General features: G+C 44.0%; 14 protein-coding genes. 6 read left to right on the top strand and 8 right to left on the bottom strand.

What is annotated here, in order from left to right; all coding sequences use genetic code 11:
* Positions 1-56: 56 nt before the first annotated feature.
* Entirely contained in the window at positions 57-872 is an 816-nt protein-coding gene (locus AC1DV1_RS02225) for a capsular polysaccharide synthesis protein (protein ID WP_477354600.1), read from the bottom strand.
* A gap of 57 nt (positions 873-929) precedes the next feature.
* A complete protein-coding gene (locus AC1DV1_RS02220) occupies positions 930-2,450 on the bottom strand; it encodes a M20/M25/M40 family metallo-hydrolase (protein ID WP_477354598.1) in 1,521 nt (506 codons plus the stop codon).
* 127 nt (positions 2,451-2,577) lie between these two features.
* Here AC1DV1_RS02220 and AC1DV1_RS02215 point away from each other — a divergent pair, with 127 nt between their 5' ends.
* Positions 2,578-3,630 carry a hypothetical protein gene (locus tag AC1DV1_RS02215; RefSeq protein ID WP_477354595.1) on the top strand — a complete coding sequence of 351 codons (1,053 nt, stop codon included), beginning with the start codon at positions 2,578-2,580 and terminating at the stop codon, positions 3,628-3,630.
* 29 nt (positions 3,631-3,659) lie between these two features.
* Here AC1DV1_RS02215 and AC1DV1_RS02210 read toward each other — a convergent pair whose 3' ends face one another.
* The 5 genes from AC1DV1_RS02210 to AC1DV1_RS02190 all read right to left on the bottom strand — a co-directional run bounded on the left by AC1DV1_RS02210 (position 3,660) and on the right by AC1DV1_RS02190 (position 9,689).
* Positions 3,660-4,418, bottom strand: coding sequence for a hypothetical protein (locus AC1DV1_RS02210; protein WP_477354592.1), 759 nt, complete (start codon positions 4,416-4,418; stop codon positions 3,660-3,662).
* Between the two features lie 256 nt (positions 4,419-4,674).
* Entirely contained in the window at positions 4,675-5,535 is an 861-nt protein-coding gene (locus AC1DV1_RS02205; RefSeq protein ID WP_477354589.1) for a glucosaminidase domain-containing protein, read from the bottom strand.
* A 48-nt stretch (positions 5,536-5,583) separates the two neighbouring features.
* On the bottom strand, positions 5,584-6,120 hold the full coding sequence (locus AC1DV1_RS02200) for a glycoside hydrolase family 73 protein (RefSeq protein ID WP_477354586.1): 537 nt from the start codon (positions 6,118-6,120) through the stop codon (positions 5,584-5,586).
* A gap of 3 nt (positions 6,121-6,123) precedes the next feature.
* Positions 6,124-6,762: an O-methyltransferase gene (locus AC1DV1_RS02195; RefSeq protein ID WP_477354583.1), complete on the bottom strand. Its 639-nt coding sequence runs from the start codon at positions 6,760-6,762 to the stop codon at positions 6,124-6,126.
* A gap of 167 nt (positions 6,763-6,929) precedes the next feature.
* Positions 6,930-9,689: a glycoside hydrolase family 2 TIM barrel-domain containing protein gene (locus AC1DV1_RS02190; RefSeq protein ID WP_477354580.1), complete on the bottom strand. Its 2,760-nt coding sequence runs from the start codon at positions 9,687-9,689 to the stop codon at positions 6,930-6,932.
* An 852-nt stretch (positions 9,690-10,541) separates the two neighbouring features.
* On the opposite strand from AC1DV1_RS02190, the gene AC1DV1_RS02185 reads away from it, so the two are divergent.
* From AC1DV1_RS02185 to AC1DV1_RS02165, 5 genes are all read left to right on the top strand, one after another.
* Positions 10,542-10,979 carry a thioredoxin family protein gene (locus AC1DV1_RS02185; RefSeq protein ID WP_477354577.1) on the top strand — a complete coding sequence of 146 codons (438 nt, stop codon included), beginning with the start codon at positions 10,542-10,544 and terminating at the stop codon, positions 10,977-10,979.
* The gene (locus AC1DV1_RS02180) at positions 10,966-11,919 is read left to right on the top strand and encodes an FAD:protein FMN transferase (protein WP_477354574.1); all 954 of its coding nucleotides are present in this window, start codon (positions 10,966-10,968) and stop codon (positions 11,917-11,919) included. The genes AC1DV1_RS02185 and AC1DV1_RS02180 overlap by 14 nt, the downstream gene beginning before the upstream one ends.
* A 12-nt stretch (positions 11,920-11,931) precedes the next feature.
* Positions 11,932-12,153: a DUF4266 domain-containing protein gene (locus AC1DV1_RS02175; RefSeq protein ID WP_477354571.1), complete on the top strand. Its 222-nt coding sequence runs from the start codon at positions 11,932-11,934 to the stop codon at positions 12,151-12,153.
* A 25-nt stretch (positions 12,154-12,178) separates the two neighbouring features.
* Complete coding sequence (locus AC1DV1_RS02170; RefSeq protein WP_477354568.1) at positions 12,179-13,477, top strand: DUF3570 domain-containing protein; 1,299 nt, start codon at positions 12,179-12,181, stop codon at positions 13,475-13,477.
* A gap of 74 nt (positions 13,478-13,551) precedes the next feature.
* Positions 13,552-14,406: a hypothetical protein gene (locus AC1DV1_RS02165; RefSeq protein ID WP_477354565.1), complete on the top strand. Its 855-nt coding sequence runs from the start codon at positions 13,552-13,554 to the stop codon at positions 14,404-14,406.
* A gap of 102 nt (positions 14,407-14,508) precedes the next feature.
* Here AC1DV1_RS02165 and AC1DV1_RS02160 read toward each other — a convergent pair whose 3' ends face one another.
* Positions 14,509-16,458, bottom strand: a complete 1,950-nt coding sequence (locus AC1DV1_RS02160; protein ID WP_477354562.1) for a glycoside hydrolase — start codon at positions 16,456-16,458, stop codon at positions 14,509-14,511.
* Positions 16,459-16,460: the final 2 nt, after the last annotated feature.

Below are 16,460 nucleotides of genomic sequence, written 5' to 3'. Positions count from 1 at the left end.
GGAATCAAGCTTTTAATAAATATGCCCAAATCTTGTTTAACTCGCGCTTGCTTGTCTTAACGGCTTCTCAATAAATAATCAAGGATAGTTTCATTCGAGCCATCTGAAATCTCGGTTTTCCAGATTAGTTTATATACAGGAGCATGACATTCGTCGATTTCCTTTTTTATCGAAAGGCTAAGTGACGAAGTTAGTCCTTCAAATTGGAGTCGGTGTGGGATATCAGCGCTCATTTTTTTCACCTGGTCCCATTGATTTTTAAAATTTTCGTCACTGGAATAACTTTTTCCGAATAAATAATGAAACCAGAAATATGGATAAACCTTAAGTGCTTTTTTGTAAAAGTTATTGAACCATTGCTCAGGATGTTTTGGAATTATTTTTTTTAAAAGCCGCCATCCCGATTTTTCGAACAGCACAAGTTTAGGGTTATGCTTCCAATAAGCGTTAACTTCATTCTTTAAATATTGGGGTATATAAGCGTTTTTTGTGGCCGCAAGAAACCAGCTGGATATCATCCGATCTGGGCCGGGGCGGTCAAAGGCAAAAAAGCCGGCTTTTATATGATCATAAATCCAATTATCCAAAGGCGTGGTACAATAACAAGTGGCATCAACCCATATGCCCCCGTGTTCTGCTAATAAATTAATCCGTATGATATCAGATAATGCCTGTGGAGTGGTTTCAGCATTGGGTAAACTTATATATTCTACAATATTGTTTTTATCCAGCAGTACGATTTTCCAATTTTTATTGTTTGTAACCCAGGATTCGAAACATTTTTGAACGATAGCTGGAGCGGAAGGAAGCCCTTGCAGCCATAGAAACCAAATAATTTTAGGAAAACTCTCTTCGTCTTGTTCATTCTTCATAAAAGTACAATCACATCATGTGGCTATTCTGGTAATTTCAACCACCTTGCCACAATGCTATTTCATTTGCATTACCGCAGCCATAGTTGCTATACCTTGCCAAAGGTAGCTCACCCTTACATTTTCATTTTCGGCGTGTTGGTTATTATCGTAATTAACTAATGGCACAGTAATAACCTTTGCGCCTAATTCCAGTTCAAAAACAAACAGGGGCAGGCTGCCGCCAGAACTTGGCGAAAGCAGCACCGGGTAATCAACCGTACCCTGAACGGCTTTTACAACAGCTTGTGCTATGGGCAAATCAAGCGGTGTACGTTGGGCGTTGTAACCGGCATCGTGGGTTATTTTAATGATCTTTGGGTAGGTAATCCTTTCCTGGTCTGTAGGTTCTTTGTCTATAACATAATAGCCCTGGGCGCGTATATGGTCGGTTACTTTTTGAATTTGCCTGTCCATATCATTGCCGGGTACCAGGCGCAGGTCAAGCACGGCTTCGGCTTTCACCGGGATTACGTTTGATGCCTGTTTGCCAACATTACCACTTGCCATGCCATTAATATTAAGTGTTGGCAGCATAAATGCATTCACCAGGGGGCGTGTGCCGCCTTCGGGGCGGGCAATACCAAGCTCTTTTTTTAAGCCGGGCTCAACCGGCGGTACTTTGGCCAGTGCTTCTTTTTCGCCCTGGCTCAGCGGGGTTACATCGTCGTAAAAACCTTTAATGGTTACCCGGTCGTCATCATCTTTCATCCCTGCCAGTAATTTGGCCATGGCCAGGCCGGGGTTGGGTGCCCAGTTGCCAAAGTTGCCGCTGTGCAAGGGGCGTTTGGGGCCATAAATAGTAAGCCACATGTTAACATCGCCCCTTACACCAAACACTACTATATTTTTGCCCGATGGATGCCTGGCCCCATCGCAAATAATCCAAAGGTTGGATGTTAGTTTAGCTTTATACTTTTTAAAGATTGCCGCAAGTTGTGGCGAGCCTTTTTCTTCTTCGCCCTCAAAAAAGAATTTGATGTTGCATCCCGGCTTTATTTTGCTTTTTATCAGTGCATCATAGGCGTTGATAATGCACATAACACCGGCCTTATCATCGGCACTGCCACGGCCGCTCAGCCGCCAGCTGGTATCAATGGCATCGCCGCGTTTATAGTTAACAATATGGCCGCCCTGCTCAATTGGCGCGGTAATAAAAACGGGCTCAAATGGTTTTAGGCCGGGCGCCCACTGTTTGGGGTTTACCGGCTGGCCGTCGTAATGGGCATAAAAGGCAATAGTTTTGGTGGCCCCCGGCACTTTTACCTCGCCAAAAACAGCCGGATTGCCATTGGCGGTGGTAAGCAGTTCGGCTTTAACGCCGCGCTTCTCCAGCATGTTTTTAACAAATGCCGCGTTAAGGCGGATGTTAGCCGAATCAACTGTTTCATTGGGGATAGCTACAAAGTTGAGGTATTCGTCAAAAATTGCCTGCTGATTGGTTTTTATAGCCGCATTTATTTTTTGCTGGTTTGTTTGGGCTGATAGTAGCTGGGCACCCAAAAACATCAGGGCGATAAAACAGGTATTTGTTTTCATAAGGATGGTAAATGACCAATATAAGCAAATTATATGTTCAATCATTTGGATATATTTGACATGCTATAACGTTGTTAATACCAGTTACCAACCGCCAAGTTAAACCGTGCTCATTTAAACGTTAACCATGAAAAAAGCATTGCTACCTATCCTCCTGGGGATTATATTATTAGCACCAGCCATTAATGCCCTTGCGGCAGAAAGTACCATATCAACCGGAAGCCAGCCACAGGTTAGCGCCGATAATAAAGGCATCATCAGGATAGTATTTGGCGATAAGGACAATATTTTTTGTGCTACATCTGCTAACCAGGGCGTTTCGTTTTCAAAACCAGCGCTGGTGGGGCATATAACAAACATGCATTTGGGCATGTCGAGAGGGCCGCAGCTGGCCAGTTCGGCCAATTATTCGGTAATTACGGCAATGGATAAATCGGGCAATATCCACTGGTTCCGGTTAAAAAATTCCTCTTCAAAATGGGAAAAGATGGGTGTTATAAATGATATTGACCAATCGGCGCCCGAAGGGCTGATGGGCATAGCTGCAGATAAAAAAGACAACTTTTATGCCGTTTGGCTGGATACCCGGACGGGGCACAGGAACCAGGTTTATTTTTCGGGGTTGGCGGCGAAAAGCACCAGCTGGTCAAAAAATATATTAGCCTACCAATCGCCGGATGGGCATGTTTGCGAGTGCTGCAAGCCCAACATTGCGGTACATGGGCAGGAAGTGGCCATTATGTTCAGAAACTGGTTGAGCGGCTCAAGAGATTTGTATGTAACCAAATCTGTAGATGGCGGCAAGGTTTTTCAACCGGCGCAAAAAATGGGCACCAATACCTGGGCGCTTAATGGCTGCCCTATGGATGGCGGCGGCATTGTTGTTGACGAAGCAAATAGCATCCATACCGCGTGGCAACGTAAAGGCGAGATTTTTTATGCGCAGCCGGGCGGTTCAGAAAAGTTGATAGGCAAAGGCCGAAATTGCGCCATTACCGCGGCAGGTACTAAAACTATAATTTCATACCAGGAGAATGATACGCTAAAGGTTGTATCGGCCCCCAATAAAAATGCCGTTATGGTAGGCAAAGGCGGCTTCTTAAAATCTATCCCGCTGGGCAGCAAGCAAATGCTTTGCGTGTGGGAGCAGGATAACGTGATTAAATTTAAAAAGATTTAGCGCATCAGTGTAAATCCGGCAAATCGGCTTTAATTATTGGTTATCCCTGGTGTAATTAACGGAGCCAGGGTATACGATGATTTACGGGGCGAACGCATAAACCGGCGCAAATTGGTTTTTATGCTGGTGATAAACTCGTAATCGGTGGCGGTTTTTACCAGGAAGTAGCCGGGGCGGTAACGTTGCATAAAATCGGTAAGCTGCTGGTCTTTAAGGCGGGTTACGCTGGCCACAAACGCGCGGTTAAAACGGAAATCAATCTCGCGCTGGTGGTAATCTTCTTCTATCGTTGTACGTAATTTAGCGGCATTGCGGCCGCTGCGGCTAAAGGCATTGTACAAAGCATCAATACCTATGCCCGCCCCCATGCCGGGTGCCACAGACAACAGGCTTTGGCTATATTCCGATCCGTAAATTTTGGTGAAATCGCGCTTGGTAGCCGCAAATTGCTTCTCGGGTGTAAGCAGCGTATCGCGAATGTATACCTCCCTGAGCATGATAGCCGACCGCTTCATATAAACTGCCATGGCATTACTGCCTGGTACTTTCAGGGTATCGCTGTAATGATCGGCCTTAATAAATATCAGCATATCGCCGGGCTGGGCATCTATGGAAAACTCGCCTTTAAGGTTATTGTAAAAAGATTTGCCTGTAGTGGCGTTCACAATATTTACCTTGGCAATACGGTCTTTGCTGTCTTTATCAAATACAATACCCTCCAGCTGTTTTTGCTGTGCAAAAAGCCGAACAGATAACGTGCAGAAAAACAGGAACAACCATACTTTCATTGTGGCGCCAAAAATAAAACTTAGGCTTTAATTAGCCGTGTTTTTAACAACAATTAACTTTTGGGGAGGGGAAAGAATCAAGAGTTAAGAATCAAGAGTTAAGACTTTTGTCCGTAGCCTACTCATTTGGTGTGCTTAAAGTATACAAATTAGCCATTGGCGCCTGATTGCATCGTACGTCGAAAACAATGCTCCCTGCAAAATTTTTCTCCTGTCTTGATTCTTGACTCTTAACTCTTGATTCTCTCCTCCCCCCTCACTTCACTACTACCAGTTTTTGCCCAATGTGGATATTATTATCTGGTATACTGTTTAACGCTTTTAGCTCGTCAACAGTTATACCAAAACGTTTAGATATGTTGTATAGTGTATCGCCCTGTTTTACGGTGTATATCTTATCGTCGGGTTTGGTTTTGGTAAGGGTATCTGTGTTGGCTTTGCCAATGTTGTCATTAATTTGCGATAGCACACGGTCTTCGCGCTTAATTTTGGCTGCTTCACCTTCGGCGCGGTCGTACTGGTCCAGGTTGTATTTTACAATAAGGTTTATAAGCAGTTCGGGGTATTTGGGGTTGGTAGCATAGCCTGCTGCCTTCAAACCGCGGGCCCAGCCTTCATAATCATTTTTATCCAGCTCAAATAGTTTGGCGTAGTTTTTCCGTTTTAAAAAGGTAGAGTGATCACGGAATGAGTCTTCGGGGTTATCATACACCCTGAAACAATCGTTAACCTGGTCGTCATCTTTATAATAGCTTTTTCCTTTCCAGTCGGCAGTGCATTTTATGCCAAAGTGGTTGTTGGCAAAGCGGGCCAGATCACTGTTGCCGGCGCCCGATTCAAACAGGCCCTGGGCAAGTGTAATACTGGCGGGAATGCCATACTGGTTCATTTCCTGTATGGCAATGGCCTTAAAACGATCAATATAATCTAAACTCGACAGGGATTTATAACCCGCCATAGAAGCGCTGTTGGCTTTTTGGATATTGCTGTTGTTGCGACGTACATCGCGGTTGGAGATAGAGTTCCTGGAGTTTTTTGAAGATGATACTGTTTTACGTGCCGAGCATGAGGTAAAACAAATAACACCAATTAAAAAAAAGTAACGCGTTTTATTCATACAGCTAAACCGGGTATTTGGCATTTTTATTAAAATGCCAAAATAGGTTTATTGTTTGGCTTCTGCTAATTCTTTAGGCTGTGTTGCAGGGTTTTCGTCCAAATCGTTCAGGTCGTATTTTTTGATGATACCTAAAACCTGTGCTGCCCATTTGCGGCTGCTGGCATAACCACTACGCTGAATGCCTTTTGCCCAGCCGGTGTAATCATAGTGGCTAAGTGCATCGGCCAGGTGGCTGAATTGTTTGCGCTCGGTCATGATGCGGGCAAAATCCTGGAATGAATCTAAAACCGAATCATATTTTTTATAGGATGAGCGTACTTTTTTGTTGTGTTTAATAAAAACTACACTGCCGCCGCCTTTTACTCCAAACTGATTGTTAAGGCTTTGGGCTATGGTACTGTTGCCACAGCCGGATTCATGCATGGCTACACCTAAAACGATGCTTGCCGGTATGCCGGTTTCGTGCATAATACGAATGGCATCATCTTTGAACTTCTCGATATAAGATTGTGAAGTGTTTTTTTGTGCTGAAGCAGCAATTGTTGAAATCAACAGGGCGGTAATCAGTAAGATTTTCTTCATAATTTATTTTTTTCTGATAACCAGTAAGCCGTCGCGTACAGGCAGGATCAGTTTTTCTACCCTGCTATCAACAGCTATGTGGTCATTTAGTTTGCGAATTCCTTGCGTATCGGCATCATTTTCGGGGCCGTACACCTTTCCTTTCCACAAAACGTTATCAATTATTATTAATCCTCCGGATCTGACTTTGTCAAAAACCAATTGAAAGTAAGTAAAATTATTTTTTTTATCAGCATCAATAAATGCCAAATCGAAAATATCAGCCTGTAAATCAGCAATAATGGCCTCTGCCTGCCCAAAATGCAGCTTTATTTTATTTTCAACATTTGTTAGTTTAAAGTGTGAATTGATGATATCCTCCATTTCGCGGTTCACCTCGATGGTATGGAGGATGCCTCCCTCTGCCAATCCTTCGGCCAGGCAAATGGCCGAGTAGCCGGTAAAGGTGCCAATCTCCAGGATACATTTAGGGGCCACCAGTTTGCTCAAAAAACTCAGCAGCCGCCCCTGGTAATGACCCGACAACATATGCGGGCGCAGCACCTTTAAATGCGTTTCGCGGTTCAGTTGCTGCAAAGCTTCCGGCTCCGGATCGCAATGGTCATCTAAGTACGCCTGGAGGGCTATAGGGAGAATATCCATGCCGCAAAGGTAAGGAATTTGTTTTTAATGCAGCAATACGGTAATTTGTATGTTGATATACAGTTAGTTGTGGTTTGTTGTTAAATAAAAATGACTGTTAAGATGCAAAATGTGTTCCAGTTGGTAACGCTGTTTTGCACCTCACTTAAAAGGCCGGTTTTTGGGTATTAATGCATAAAATCAAACCAAAGCGTTCCGGTTATTTTATCGCCGCTGGCGTGGTTGGTTTGGCTTTGCGGCCCCATTACTTTTGCCGGTTGAAATTTGGTACCGATAGGTGCAATGGCATTTAAAAATCCGATACTTCCTTCCGGAAAAGCTGGCTCCACATTGTTATTGCTCAACGCATCTTTTTCCCTTGCCGGGTGCAGCATTTGCAGATAAGTGTTTTTATCGGCAGCGTAAACAGTAAACGGCGACTCCTTATTTTCGATAGTTACCCAGTTAACTTCGGCATGGTAACCTTTAAATTCCGGGTATCCCCAGGTTTCGCCGGTAATGGTATTGTTATAGGCTTTGTGCCAAATGCCAAACTGCTGGCCTTTCAGCCGGTTTTTCCAAACGCGGTAGGGGCCGCGGCCAAGCCATTTTATGCCGGTAATTTTTTCTTCGGGGTAATTGAAGGTGATACCCATAAAATCGGCATCGCCCTGTTGTACGTATTGGTACTCCAGTTTAATAGGGTGCCCGGGAGCGAAAGTCCAGGTTACGTGTAATGAGCCCGCGCCCTGGTAGTCGGCTTCTACAACATATTTTCCGGCGTCGGCTTTGTGTGTAAACTGTTTTAGTTGGGTATTAACACCTGCCAATACCGGCCCGCCCGATAATGAAATTGCATTTGCCGGTTTGCGCACTTTTTGAATGTAACCGGTAACCTTATCAAAATCATAGCTAATGCCATCGCATTTGATGCTTAATAATTTATCTGTCTCTGTTGTTTTTATAGCCGATTTAGCCGGCGACGCAGCGATTTTGGAGGCAATAGCGGCCGGTGTGCTAATGGCCCAGCTCCAGGTAAATATTTCTTTCTTATCGGGTCCGTAAGCTGTTAGGTATAGCGCATCATTTTTTTTCCATGATGCAGGCAGCGCTAAATTCAAGGTGCCTTTCTCGCCCGGTTTAAGCGCAATGGTTTTTAGTAAACCGGTGGCCGTTACTATAGCGGTGGTAGTTTTACTTTGTGCCGATGGGAATTTAACCAGTTTCCACTTAAAACTACATTGATTAAGGTTAGTGAACGAATATCGATTTTCGACAGCTATTTTACCATCAAAACCGGCATCAACAGGCTGCGGATTGATATAAACCGGCGACCAGATTTCTTTTATGGCATAAAAGCTACCCTCTATTTCGCGGTGTGGCCCAACAATGCCGTCAGGGGCATGGTTACCGTCAGAATCATAGGTGTTGTTTTTATCGGTACGGATTACGGCCTCATCTAAAAACGCCCAGATAAAACCACCGGCTCCATGCGGATGTTTTACCATCTGCCCCCAAAAATCATCAAGCCCGGCTGCGGCGCCGCCATCATATAGGCCGTGCATAAACTCTGTGGGGAAGAAAACTTCCTGTCCGTTGGCCGCTGCATTAACCATATAATTATAATCGGGGTAATGTTTGGTATCGGTGCCATTGAATTTTTCCCAGGGGTGAATCACGGTGCGTTTTTGTGGATCATATAAAGCATAGTCACTATCAAGCCCCCGGTTAAAGCCCCCCTCGTTACCGTTATCCCAAAACAGGATGGAGGGGTGGTTTACATCGCGTACTACCAACTCTTTAACCAGTTTACGGCCTACCACAGTATCGTATTTAGCCTGCCAGCCGGTAAGCTCATCCAGCACATATATGCCTAACGAATCGCAAACATCCAAAAAATCACGATCGGGCGGGTAGTGCGACATGCGGACTGCATTCATATTCATTTCCTTCATCAGCTTCACATCCATCAAGTGAACACCATGGCTCAGGGTACGCCCGGTTTCGGGCCAAAAGCTATGCCTGTCGCTACCCTTCATCATTATTTTTGCACCGTTTACATACAAACCATCGCTGGTGCGCAGCTCGACAGTACGAAAGCCAAATTTTTGTTTAACCCGGTGAACAGTGCCCGTTTTGTTTTTTACAGTAACTACAACCTGGTATAAATTGGGGAATTCCGCGCTCCATAGTAACGGTTTAGCAAAATTGGCTTGTAATTCAACATGGTCGGCCGCCGGGTTTGCTTTTACATTAAATGGCTTACCTACATTTTGCCCATTAAGGGTTTGTACCTGGCCTTCAATCAATTCATCGCTCTTTAAGTTTTGAGCATATACATCTAAGCGGAAAGAGCCATCGGCCTTCGCGTTTACCGCCATCCTTTCAATAAAAGTTTCCGGAACAATTTCCAGGTAAACAGGCCGGTAAATTCCCCCAAAAACCCAAAAGTCGCTATTGCGGCGCTCGGCATCATTTACCGATGAGTTTGCCGATGTTTTATCAACCGTTACTTCGAGCAGGTTTTGCGCGTTAGGTTTTACCAAATCGGTTATATCATATTTAAACTGATAAAAACTACCCTGGTGTGCCGGGCCGGCCAGTTTGCCGTTAATTGTAACTTTGGTATCGGTCATCGATCCTTCAAAAACGATATAAACCTTTTTGCCGGTTAGGTTATCAGCAAAAAACTCATGTTTATATAAGCCCTGCTCGTTGCCTTTAACTTTGTCGTGCCCATAGTTATAGGTGCCAAAGCCTTGCAACTCCCAGTTTGATGGTACAGCAATCTTTGTCCATACGCCGCTTTTTCTTCCCCCGGTGCAATAAAAATCCCAAGGTATGGTATGGTCTTTATCCGTTCCCGACAAGTATTTAACAATGGTTTCCTGCGAAAACACATCGAAGCAAAGGAGCATGAACAATAAGGGCAGAAATATCTTTTTCATAGTTTTGATTGTATGGAAATTGATGGCACAGGTTCAATCAGTAAACAAGGTTAATTACTCCTGAGCGATTAAAAAAAAATATCCCCAAATAAAACTGTGCAATCGTTCCCGGAAATAATTTAAACTACAAGGGCAAAATCAAAAGCACTGAAAAATTTGGTTCGATGACGGGTTGTATGGGCCACCATTTTTAATTGTGTTATTGGCATGGTTTAATTTATCCATCGGCCCGGGAGTAGGGCGGTGGCAAAGTTGGCAGTTTTAAAACCTAAGATGCCCGATTTTTCAGGCTGCTTTTTCTGAACTTTTGCGCAAAAAATCTTCATTTTATTTTTGTGTTAATAAATGCACCATTTGTATCAATAAATACCGCATTAGTTACTGAAAAGTGTGAATTAATACCTTATTTTTAACTATTTATGCATGAATATAGGGCGGTTTTAAAATATAAAAGGAAGCATGTAAATTTGTACTATTTACCAGCACAGAAAAACAGTTTCTATATTGTTTTGCCCAGGATTGGATTTGTGAAATCCGCTCTGATTTTGTGAATTATTGTCTGTTAATTTTAACACCCACACTACAAGTCATTGATCCAAAAATTTTCTGTCAAAGCGGAATGATCACACTGTCAATCAGTTGTTAAAATCTGTTAAATCCCTCAATTTTCATTCTAACTACAGATTGTTCAGTTAATATTGAGGTAAAAGTTATCTTACCCGGTTAATCGACACAATAATGGCATTCATCCGCACCTGGTTATTAATGCGGGTTTATAGTTGCAAGTTCGTGGTTAACAACGGTATTTAAACTTTAAGTGTTATTATTCTTTTCCCCTAATTTATGCGTTAAATGAAAATATTAACAATAGTATTTTTCTTTCTTATCTCATCGCCTGCAAGCTGGCTTGGCGATTTTAACAAAGCCCAGGCCGAGGCACAACAATCGCACAAATTAATATTGATAAACTTTTCAGGATCAGACTGGTGCGGGCCATGTATCAGGCTGCGAAAAGAGATCCTTGAATCGTCGGTATTTGAAAACTATGCAGCAGATCATCTTTTACTGGTGCGTGCAGATTTTCCGCGCCAAAAGAAAAACCAGCTAAGTAAAGATCAGGTAAAGTTAAATGAGGCACTGGCCGATAAATATAACGCCGAAGGTAAATTTCCGTTCACCCTTTTGGTTGATGAACATGGCAAAGTTTTAAAACAATGGGATGGTTACCCTGATGAAACGCCTGAAAAATTTATTGAACAGATAAATCAGTTTGCCAATGGTAGCAACTAAAGTTGAAGCAGGCGCTCCAACGCTGCACAAACGCAGTTTGCGACTGATGGGCAACCGCTTTGAGTTAAGTGTAGTTGCAGATAACCAGCAATGGGCCAATGAGTGTATTGATGCCGGGGTTGGGGAGATAAAACGTATTGAAGCTTTACTTACTACATTTAACAATGATAGCGAAACCAACCAGGTGAATAACAATGCAGGCATTAAGCCCGTGCAAGTAAGCCGCGAAACATTTGAATTGGTAAAACGCTCCATCATGATATCAAATGTAACCCAGGGGGCATTTGATATTACCTATGGTTCAGTTGATAAACGGTTGTGGAATTTCGATCAGCAAATGACCTCGCTGCCCGACCCTGTTACCGCAAAAAGTATGGTCCGCCTGATCAACTACCGCAACATTGTACTTGACGAACAAAACTGCACTATTTTTTTACGCGAGCGGGGAATGCGGATAGGCTTTGGCGGGATTGGAAAAGGCTACGCGGCCGAAAGGGCCAAACAAATAATGCAGGATAAAGGCGTAGTAAGCGGGGTTGTAAATGCCTCTGGCGACCTTACAGCCTGGGGCTATCAGCCCGATGGAAAAAAATGGACCGTAGGTGTTGCCAATCCCGATGCTTCCAACCAGATTTTTTCATACCTAAGTATTTCGGGACTGGCGGTTGCTACCTCTGGTAATTACGAAAAGTTTGTGATTATTGATGGCAAAAGGTATTCTCATACCATTAACCCACGCACAGGTATGCCTGTGGCGGGTATTAAAAGCGTAACCATTATTACTACCAACGCCGAAATAGCCGATGCAATGGCTACCCCCGTTACCATCATGGGCGTTTATGCCGGCCTCGACCTGATAAACCAGATGAATGACATTGAAGCCATAATAATTGACGACGACGATAATTTATATACCTCAAATAATATTAATTTAACTTAATACCCCTATTAAATGACTCATAAACTGGTTAAAATAGCCGGCTGCCTTTTGCTGGCAACATCGCTTACATCGTGTGTACACCTTAAGGAGTATCAAAAAAGCAGGATCAATGATTCGGAGATGGCATTGAGCAACCGAAAAGTGGAGCGGAACGAATTAAATTTTCAATCCTATCGTGAAGCGGCATCAGGTGCCAACGCAGGTAAAACCGGCGGTGGCTGCGGTTGCAATTAATATTAAACCCTGATTCTGTAATTCCATGAAGAAAATATATTTATCCGTGTTGGGGTTTTCCCTGATATGCAGGATGAGTGCGTATGCACAAACATCAAAAGATAGCATTATTCGCCTTAACCCGGGTTTCAGCCTGGCATCATCAACCGGTCAGGATACCAACGCATACCGGCCGCGGAGGTTAAGGGTTGATGAAGTTAACCTGGTATCAAGCTATTACAAACAAAATGGTAACCACTCGGCGGTTACCGGGGGCATTGGTACCGAAAACGTAACGGATATTGCAAATGGCATCGACCTGAAACTGGTATGGTTGGGCAATATATTAAATAAAAACACGCTATCCGTAGGCCTTGGGTTTGATCATCACACCTCGGCGTCAGCTGCATATGTTTCGCAAACGGGGGCGTCAAATACCGGTGGCAGCCGGGTATATCCATCGCTGGATTGGACAGTTGAAAACACCAAAAAAGGGACAAGCTTCGGCGTAGGAAGCTATTATTCCGGCGAGTATAATTACCAATCGCTTGGCGCCGATTTACATTTCTCGGCCAAAACAGCAAACCGGATGGGCGAGTTTGGCGTAAAGCTACAGGGCTATTTTGACCATGTTAAGCTGATCTATCCATCGGAGTTTATTCCGACATCAACTACAACGGTTACCACGGTTACAACAGCAAGCGGCAATTCATCAAGTTCTGAAAGTGGTGGCAAAGCCAATATTCCATCAAGCCCAAGAAACACTTATACGGCGTCATTCTCCTACTCACAAATAGTAACCTCAAGGTTGCAGATCATGTTCCTGGCCGATGTGGTTACCCAGCATGGCTTTTTAAGCCTGCCATTTCACCGGGTATATTTTTCGAATGGAAAAGATACGATAGAAAGGCTGCCATCATCGCGGTTTAAGCTGCCTTTAGGCTTCAGGGCCAATTACTTCCTGGGCGATAATGTTATCCTGCGGTCGTACTACCGGTATTATACCGATAATTGGGGCAGCAAATCAAATACTGCCAATCTTGAAATAGCATACAAGGTTACGCCATTCTTTTCCATATCTCCGTTTTACAGGTACTATACGCAAACAGCGGCCAAATACTTTGCGCCTTATGAGCAAAACAGCCCAACGCAGGCATATTTTACCAGTAATTACGAATATGCAAAGTTCAACAGCCAGTTTTTTGGCGCCGGTTTTAGGATAGCGCCCCCTAAAGGTGTGTTAGGCTGGGAAAACTTACACGATCTGGAATTAAGGTACGGGCATTACAAGCAAAATGTGGGTTTGGTATCTGATGTGGTATCGGTAAGCCTTGGGTTTAAATAAGATAACAACCATCAAAATTAAAAGCCCGGTAAAGTTTTAAATTTTACCGGGCTTTACCTATTTTGTTCGTCACTATGGAAAACACCGACGACCTTTTTGACAAACCGCTGAGCGACGACCCGGAAGAAAACCTGCGGATGGAAAACGAACTGCTGCGTTTAAAATTGCAAGCCGAATTGGGTGCCGATCCGCACATGATTAACCCTGTTGACCCGGAAATTGAAAATATTTTTTTAAAGAACATTTTTGATTTTGAGCATAATTACGCCAATTCAAAACGGATTAAGGTTTATGATTTGCTTGGGCAGCCCGAATTTATACCAGCAGATAAATTAAACGATGTACAGATAACCGAGGCCTTGCAGCAGATAACCGACCTGCTCTTCAGCAAAAATATTGTTGTCGATTTTTCTGACGATTTGGACGATCGCACCAAATATGTTTTTATTACTGAAGAGTTGTTTGATCACGAAACTGACGATTTCTCGATTCCGGGCATGACAAGCCATTTTGATTATGAAGAGTTTCATCCTAACCATACAGCTAATATTGAAAATAAGGCCCTGGAGTTTTTATCGGAATGGTTTAAACAGAATTTTGGCGAGCGAAGCTGGGTACTGGGCGATTCGTTTGTTGCTCCCGACCGGAAAACCTATAGCAGGGTTGAAATAGTGCACCAGCTTAACAATATTTTTAACGCTTACACAGCCTTTAATAACGAAGAATATTTTATTTACGACATCGGTTTTCAACTGCAACCCGGCTCAAATTCGGGCCTTGGTCATGCCGAGGGATCGGTAAAATATGATGCCGTGCTGGAAAACAACGAAACCATTCATTTTGAAGGGCCATTTAAATTATACTTTTCCCTGGAAGACAATTGGTGGAGCATTTTTCATCTTGTATTCCCAGGGTTTAAATATCCCTGAATTTAGGCTTTAAGTCGGAAGTTTTAAGTTCTAAGTCAAAAGAGAATAAATAACTTTCGACTTAGAACTTAAGACTCTTGACTTAGTACTCCAGACCTAGCCCTACTCGCTTTCCAGCGTTGTAAAGCACCTGGCGCTTAGCTTAAATACGGCCTGCTTGTCATTAACTCCAATATTGCCTTTTTGACTAACGTTATGGTCTTTGTCGGTAACGTAAACCTTAAGCCGGGTAACAGATGCCGGTAAGCCCTTTAAATAAACTTTACGCGCGGCACTGTTATTTACCATGTGGATAACGTATTTGCGCTGGCCAACATCGCCTAAAGCCGCGCATGATATAGCAGGTTTATCAACTGTTACCGCCAGGGCTTTCAAGCCAGCCGGGGTTGAAGCCAGCTGCTTTAGCTGCCAAAAACGCTGGGTTGGTTTCAAGGGCTCGTTATTGCCAAAAATACCGCCGCCGCTCAAAGGCGAATAATCTGCCGTGAGCTGCCATTGTAAAATTGATAAGGGCTGGCATATGGCCAGCAATCGGGTGTACAGGTTAATCTCTTCAAGCGCGTATGATTGCTCTTCAAAGTAGGCCGGATATTCCCACGCGGCGGCATCAATACTACCTTCGCCAACCAAAAGGGGCAGGTTTAGTTTGGCGGCGGCGTTGGCCCATTTTTGAAGGGTTGGGGTATCCCAGCCGCGCCAGGAGTGAAAGGATACCGCGCCAATGTATGGCCTGGCTTCCGGGTCATTCATGGCCGGGTAAATGAATTTGTAGGTGGTGGCATCTGAGTTATCGCCCAGCAGCAATTTGGTTTTTAAGCCTTTATCTGCAAAATATTTACCTAGGCCTTTTATCAGCGCCAGGTGCTCCTGACCTGTTTGGCGGATGTTGATACCCAGGTCCGATTCATTGAACGAAAAGTAAGTAACCTCAACGCTGTAATGGTTTTTGAGGTAGATAATATAATCGGTAATTGATTTGTAAATCTGCTGGGTGTTATCATTATTAAGCGGGTTACCCCAAATGCCATCCGGTGTGGGGCGGTATTTTAGCTTGCCAACAACCGCCCATTGCGGCGGCGCCCATGCCGTTAATACCACCGGCATGTTCATTTGGCCCAGCCGTTGCGCCATCTCCATCGACTGTTTGACGTGATTATTCAGCTTACCACTATCGGCCATAGCTATAGGATCGGTGTTCATATCCGGTTGCCAATCGCGCCAGGGCATCTCTACCCGGCCCCAGGCTACCCGCAGATTTTTTAAACAGTAATCTATCACCTGCGGGTCGGTTTTAGCGTTTTGTAAACGGAAGTTTCCACCCAACCCTGCAAATTCGCGGCCCTGTACGGCGGTATTCAGCTGGATAGTTGCATCGGTGTTATCAATATCGCCGGCTACTTTAATCTCGAAGGTTTTCTCAAATAAATCACCCTTTTTTAGCGTGCCTTCGCAAATTGGGAAGTACAGCTGGATGTATTTTAAATCGTCGCTTTGCGGCCTTATAATAAGCGCTGCCTCATTGGTACTGATGCTGAATTGTTGCACAGGCGATTTAAAGGTAATGCCCTTAGCCGTTACTGTAGGCATATCATCTTTAAGTACTTCAGTGGCCATGGCCTGGTCTTTTAGCGTAACCTGGCTGGCTGCATATGCCGCTTTGGGCAACCGCAGGCCCAGGTAAACGCCTATAATGCTGGTATCCCTGCGCACATTGCAGGTAATATTTATTTTGATTTTGCCCTTGCCTATGTCGGTAACAGTCTCGGTAAATACCAGGCTATCAATGGCGGTATTTACAGTTTCAACATCGCCATCTCTTTTAAATTTCGGCCGCTGGCGCTCCTTTGCTGTCGCGTTTATTTTGTGCCAACTGTTGCCAACCACATCAATACTGCTGTTAAAATCCATAAGCTGGCCTTGTACGCGAATGCCGTTCAGGTTGCCGTAGGGCATCAGTTCGGCCTGGGCCTGGCTTTTTTGAACAACAAGCGTGCATATAGCAGCCAGGAAAAAGATGGTTTTGGTTATATATCCCGAAGATTGATGATTCATGA

The sequence above is a fragment of the Mucilaginibacter sp. P4_D1 genome (assembly GCF_056401935.1).
This window is presented reverse-complemented; position numbering and strand designations above follow the sequence as displayed.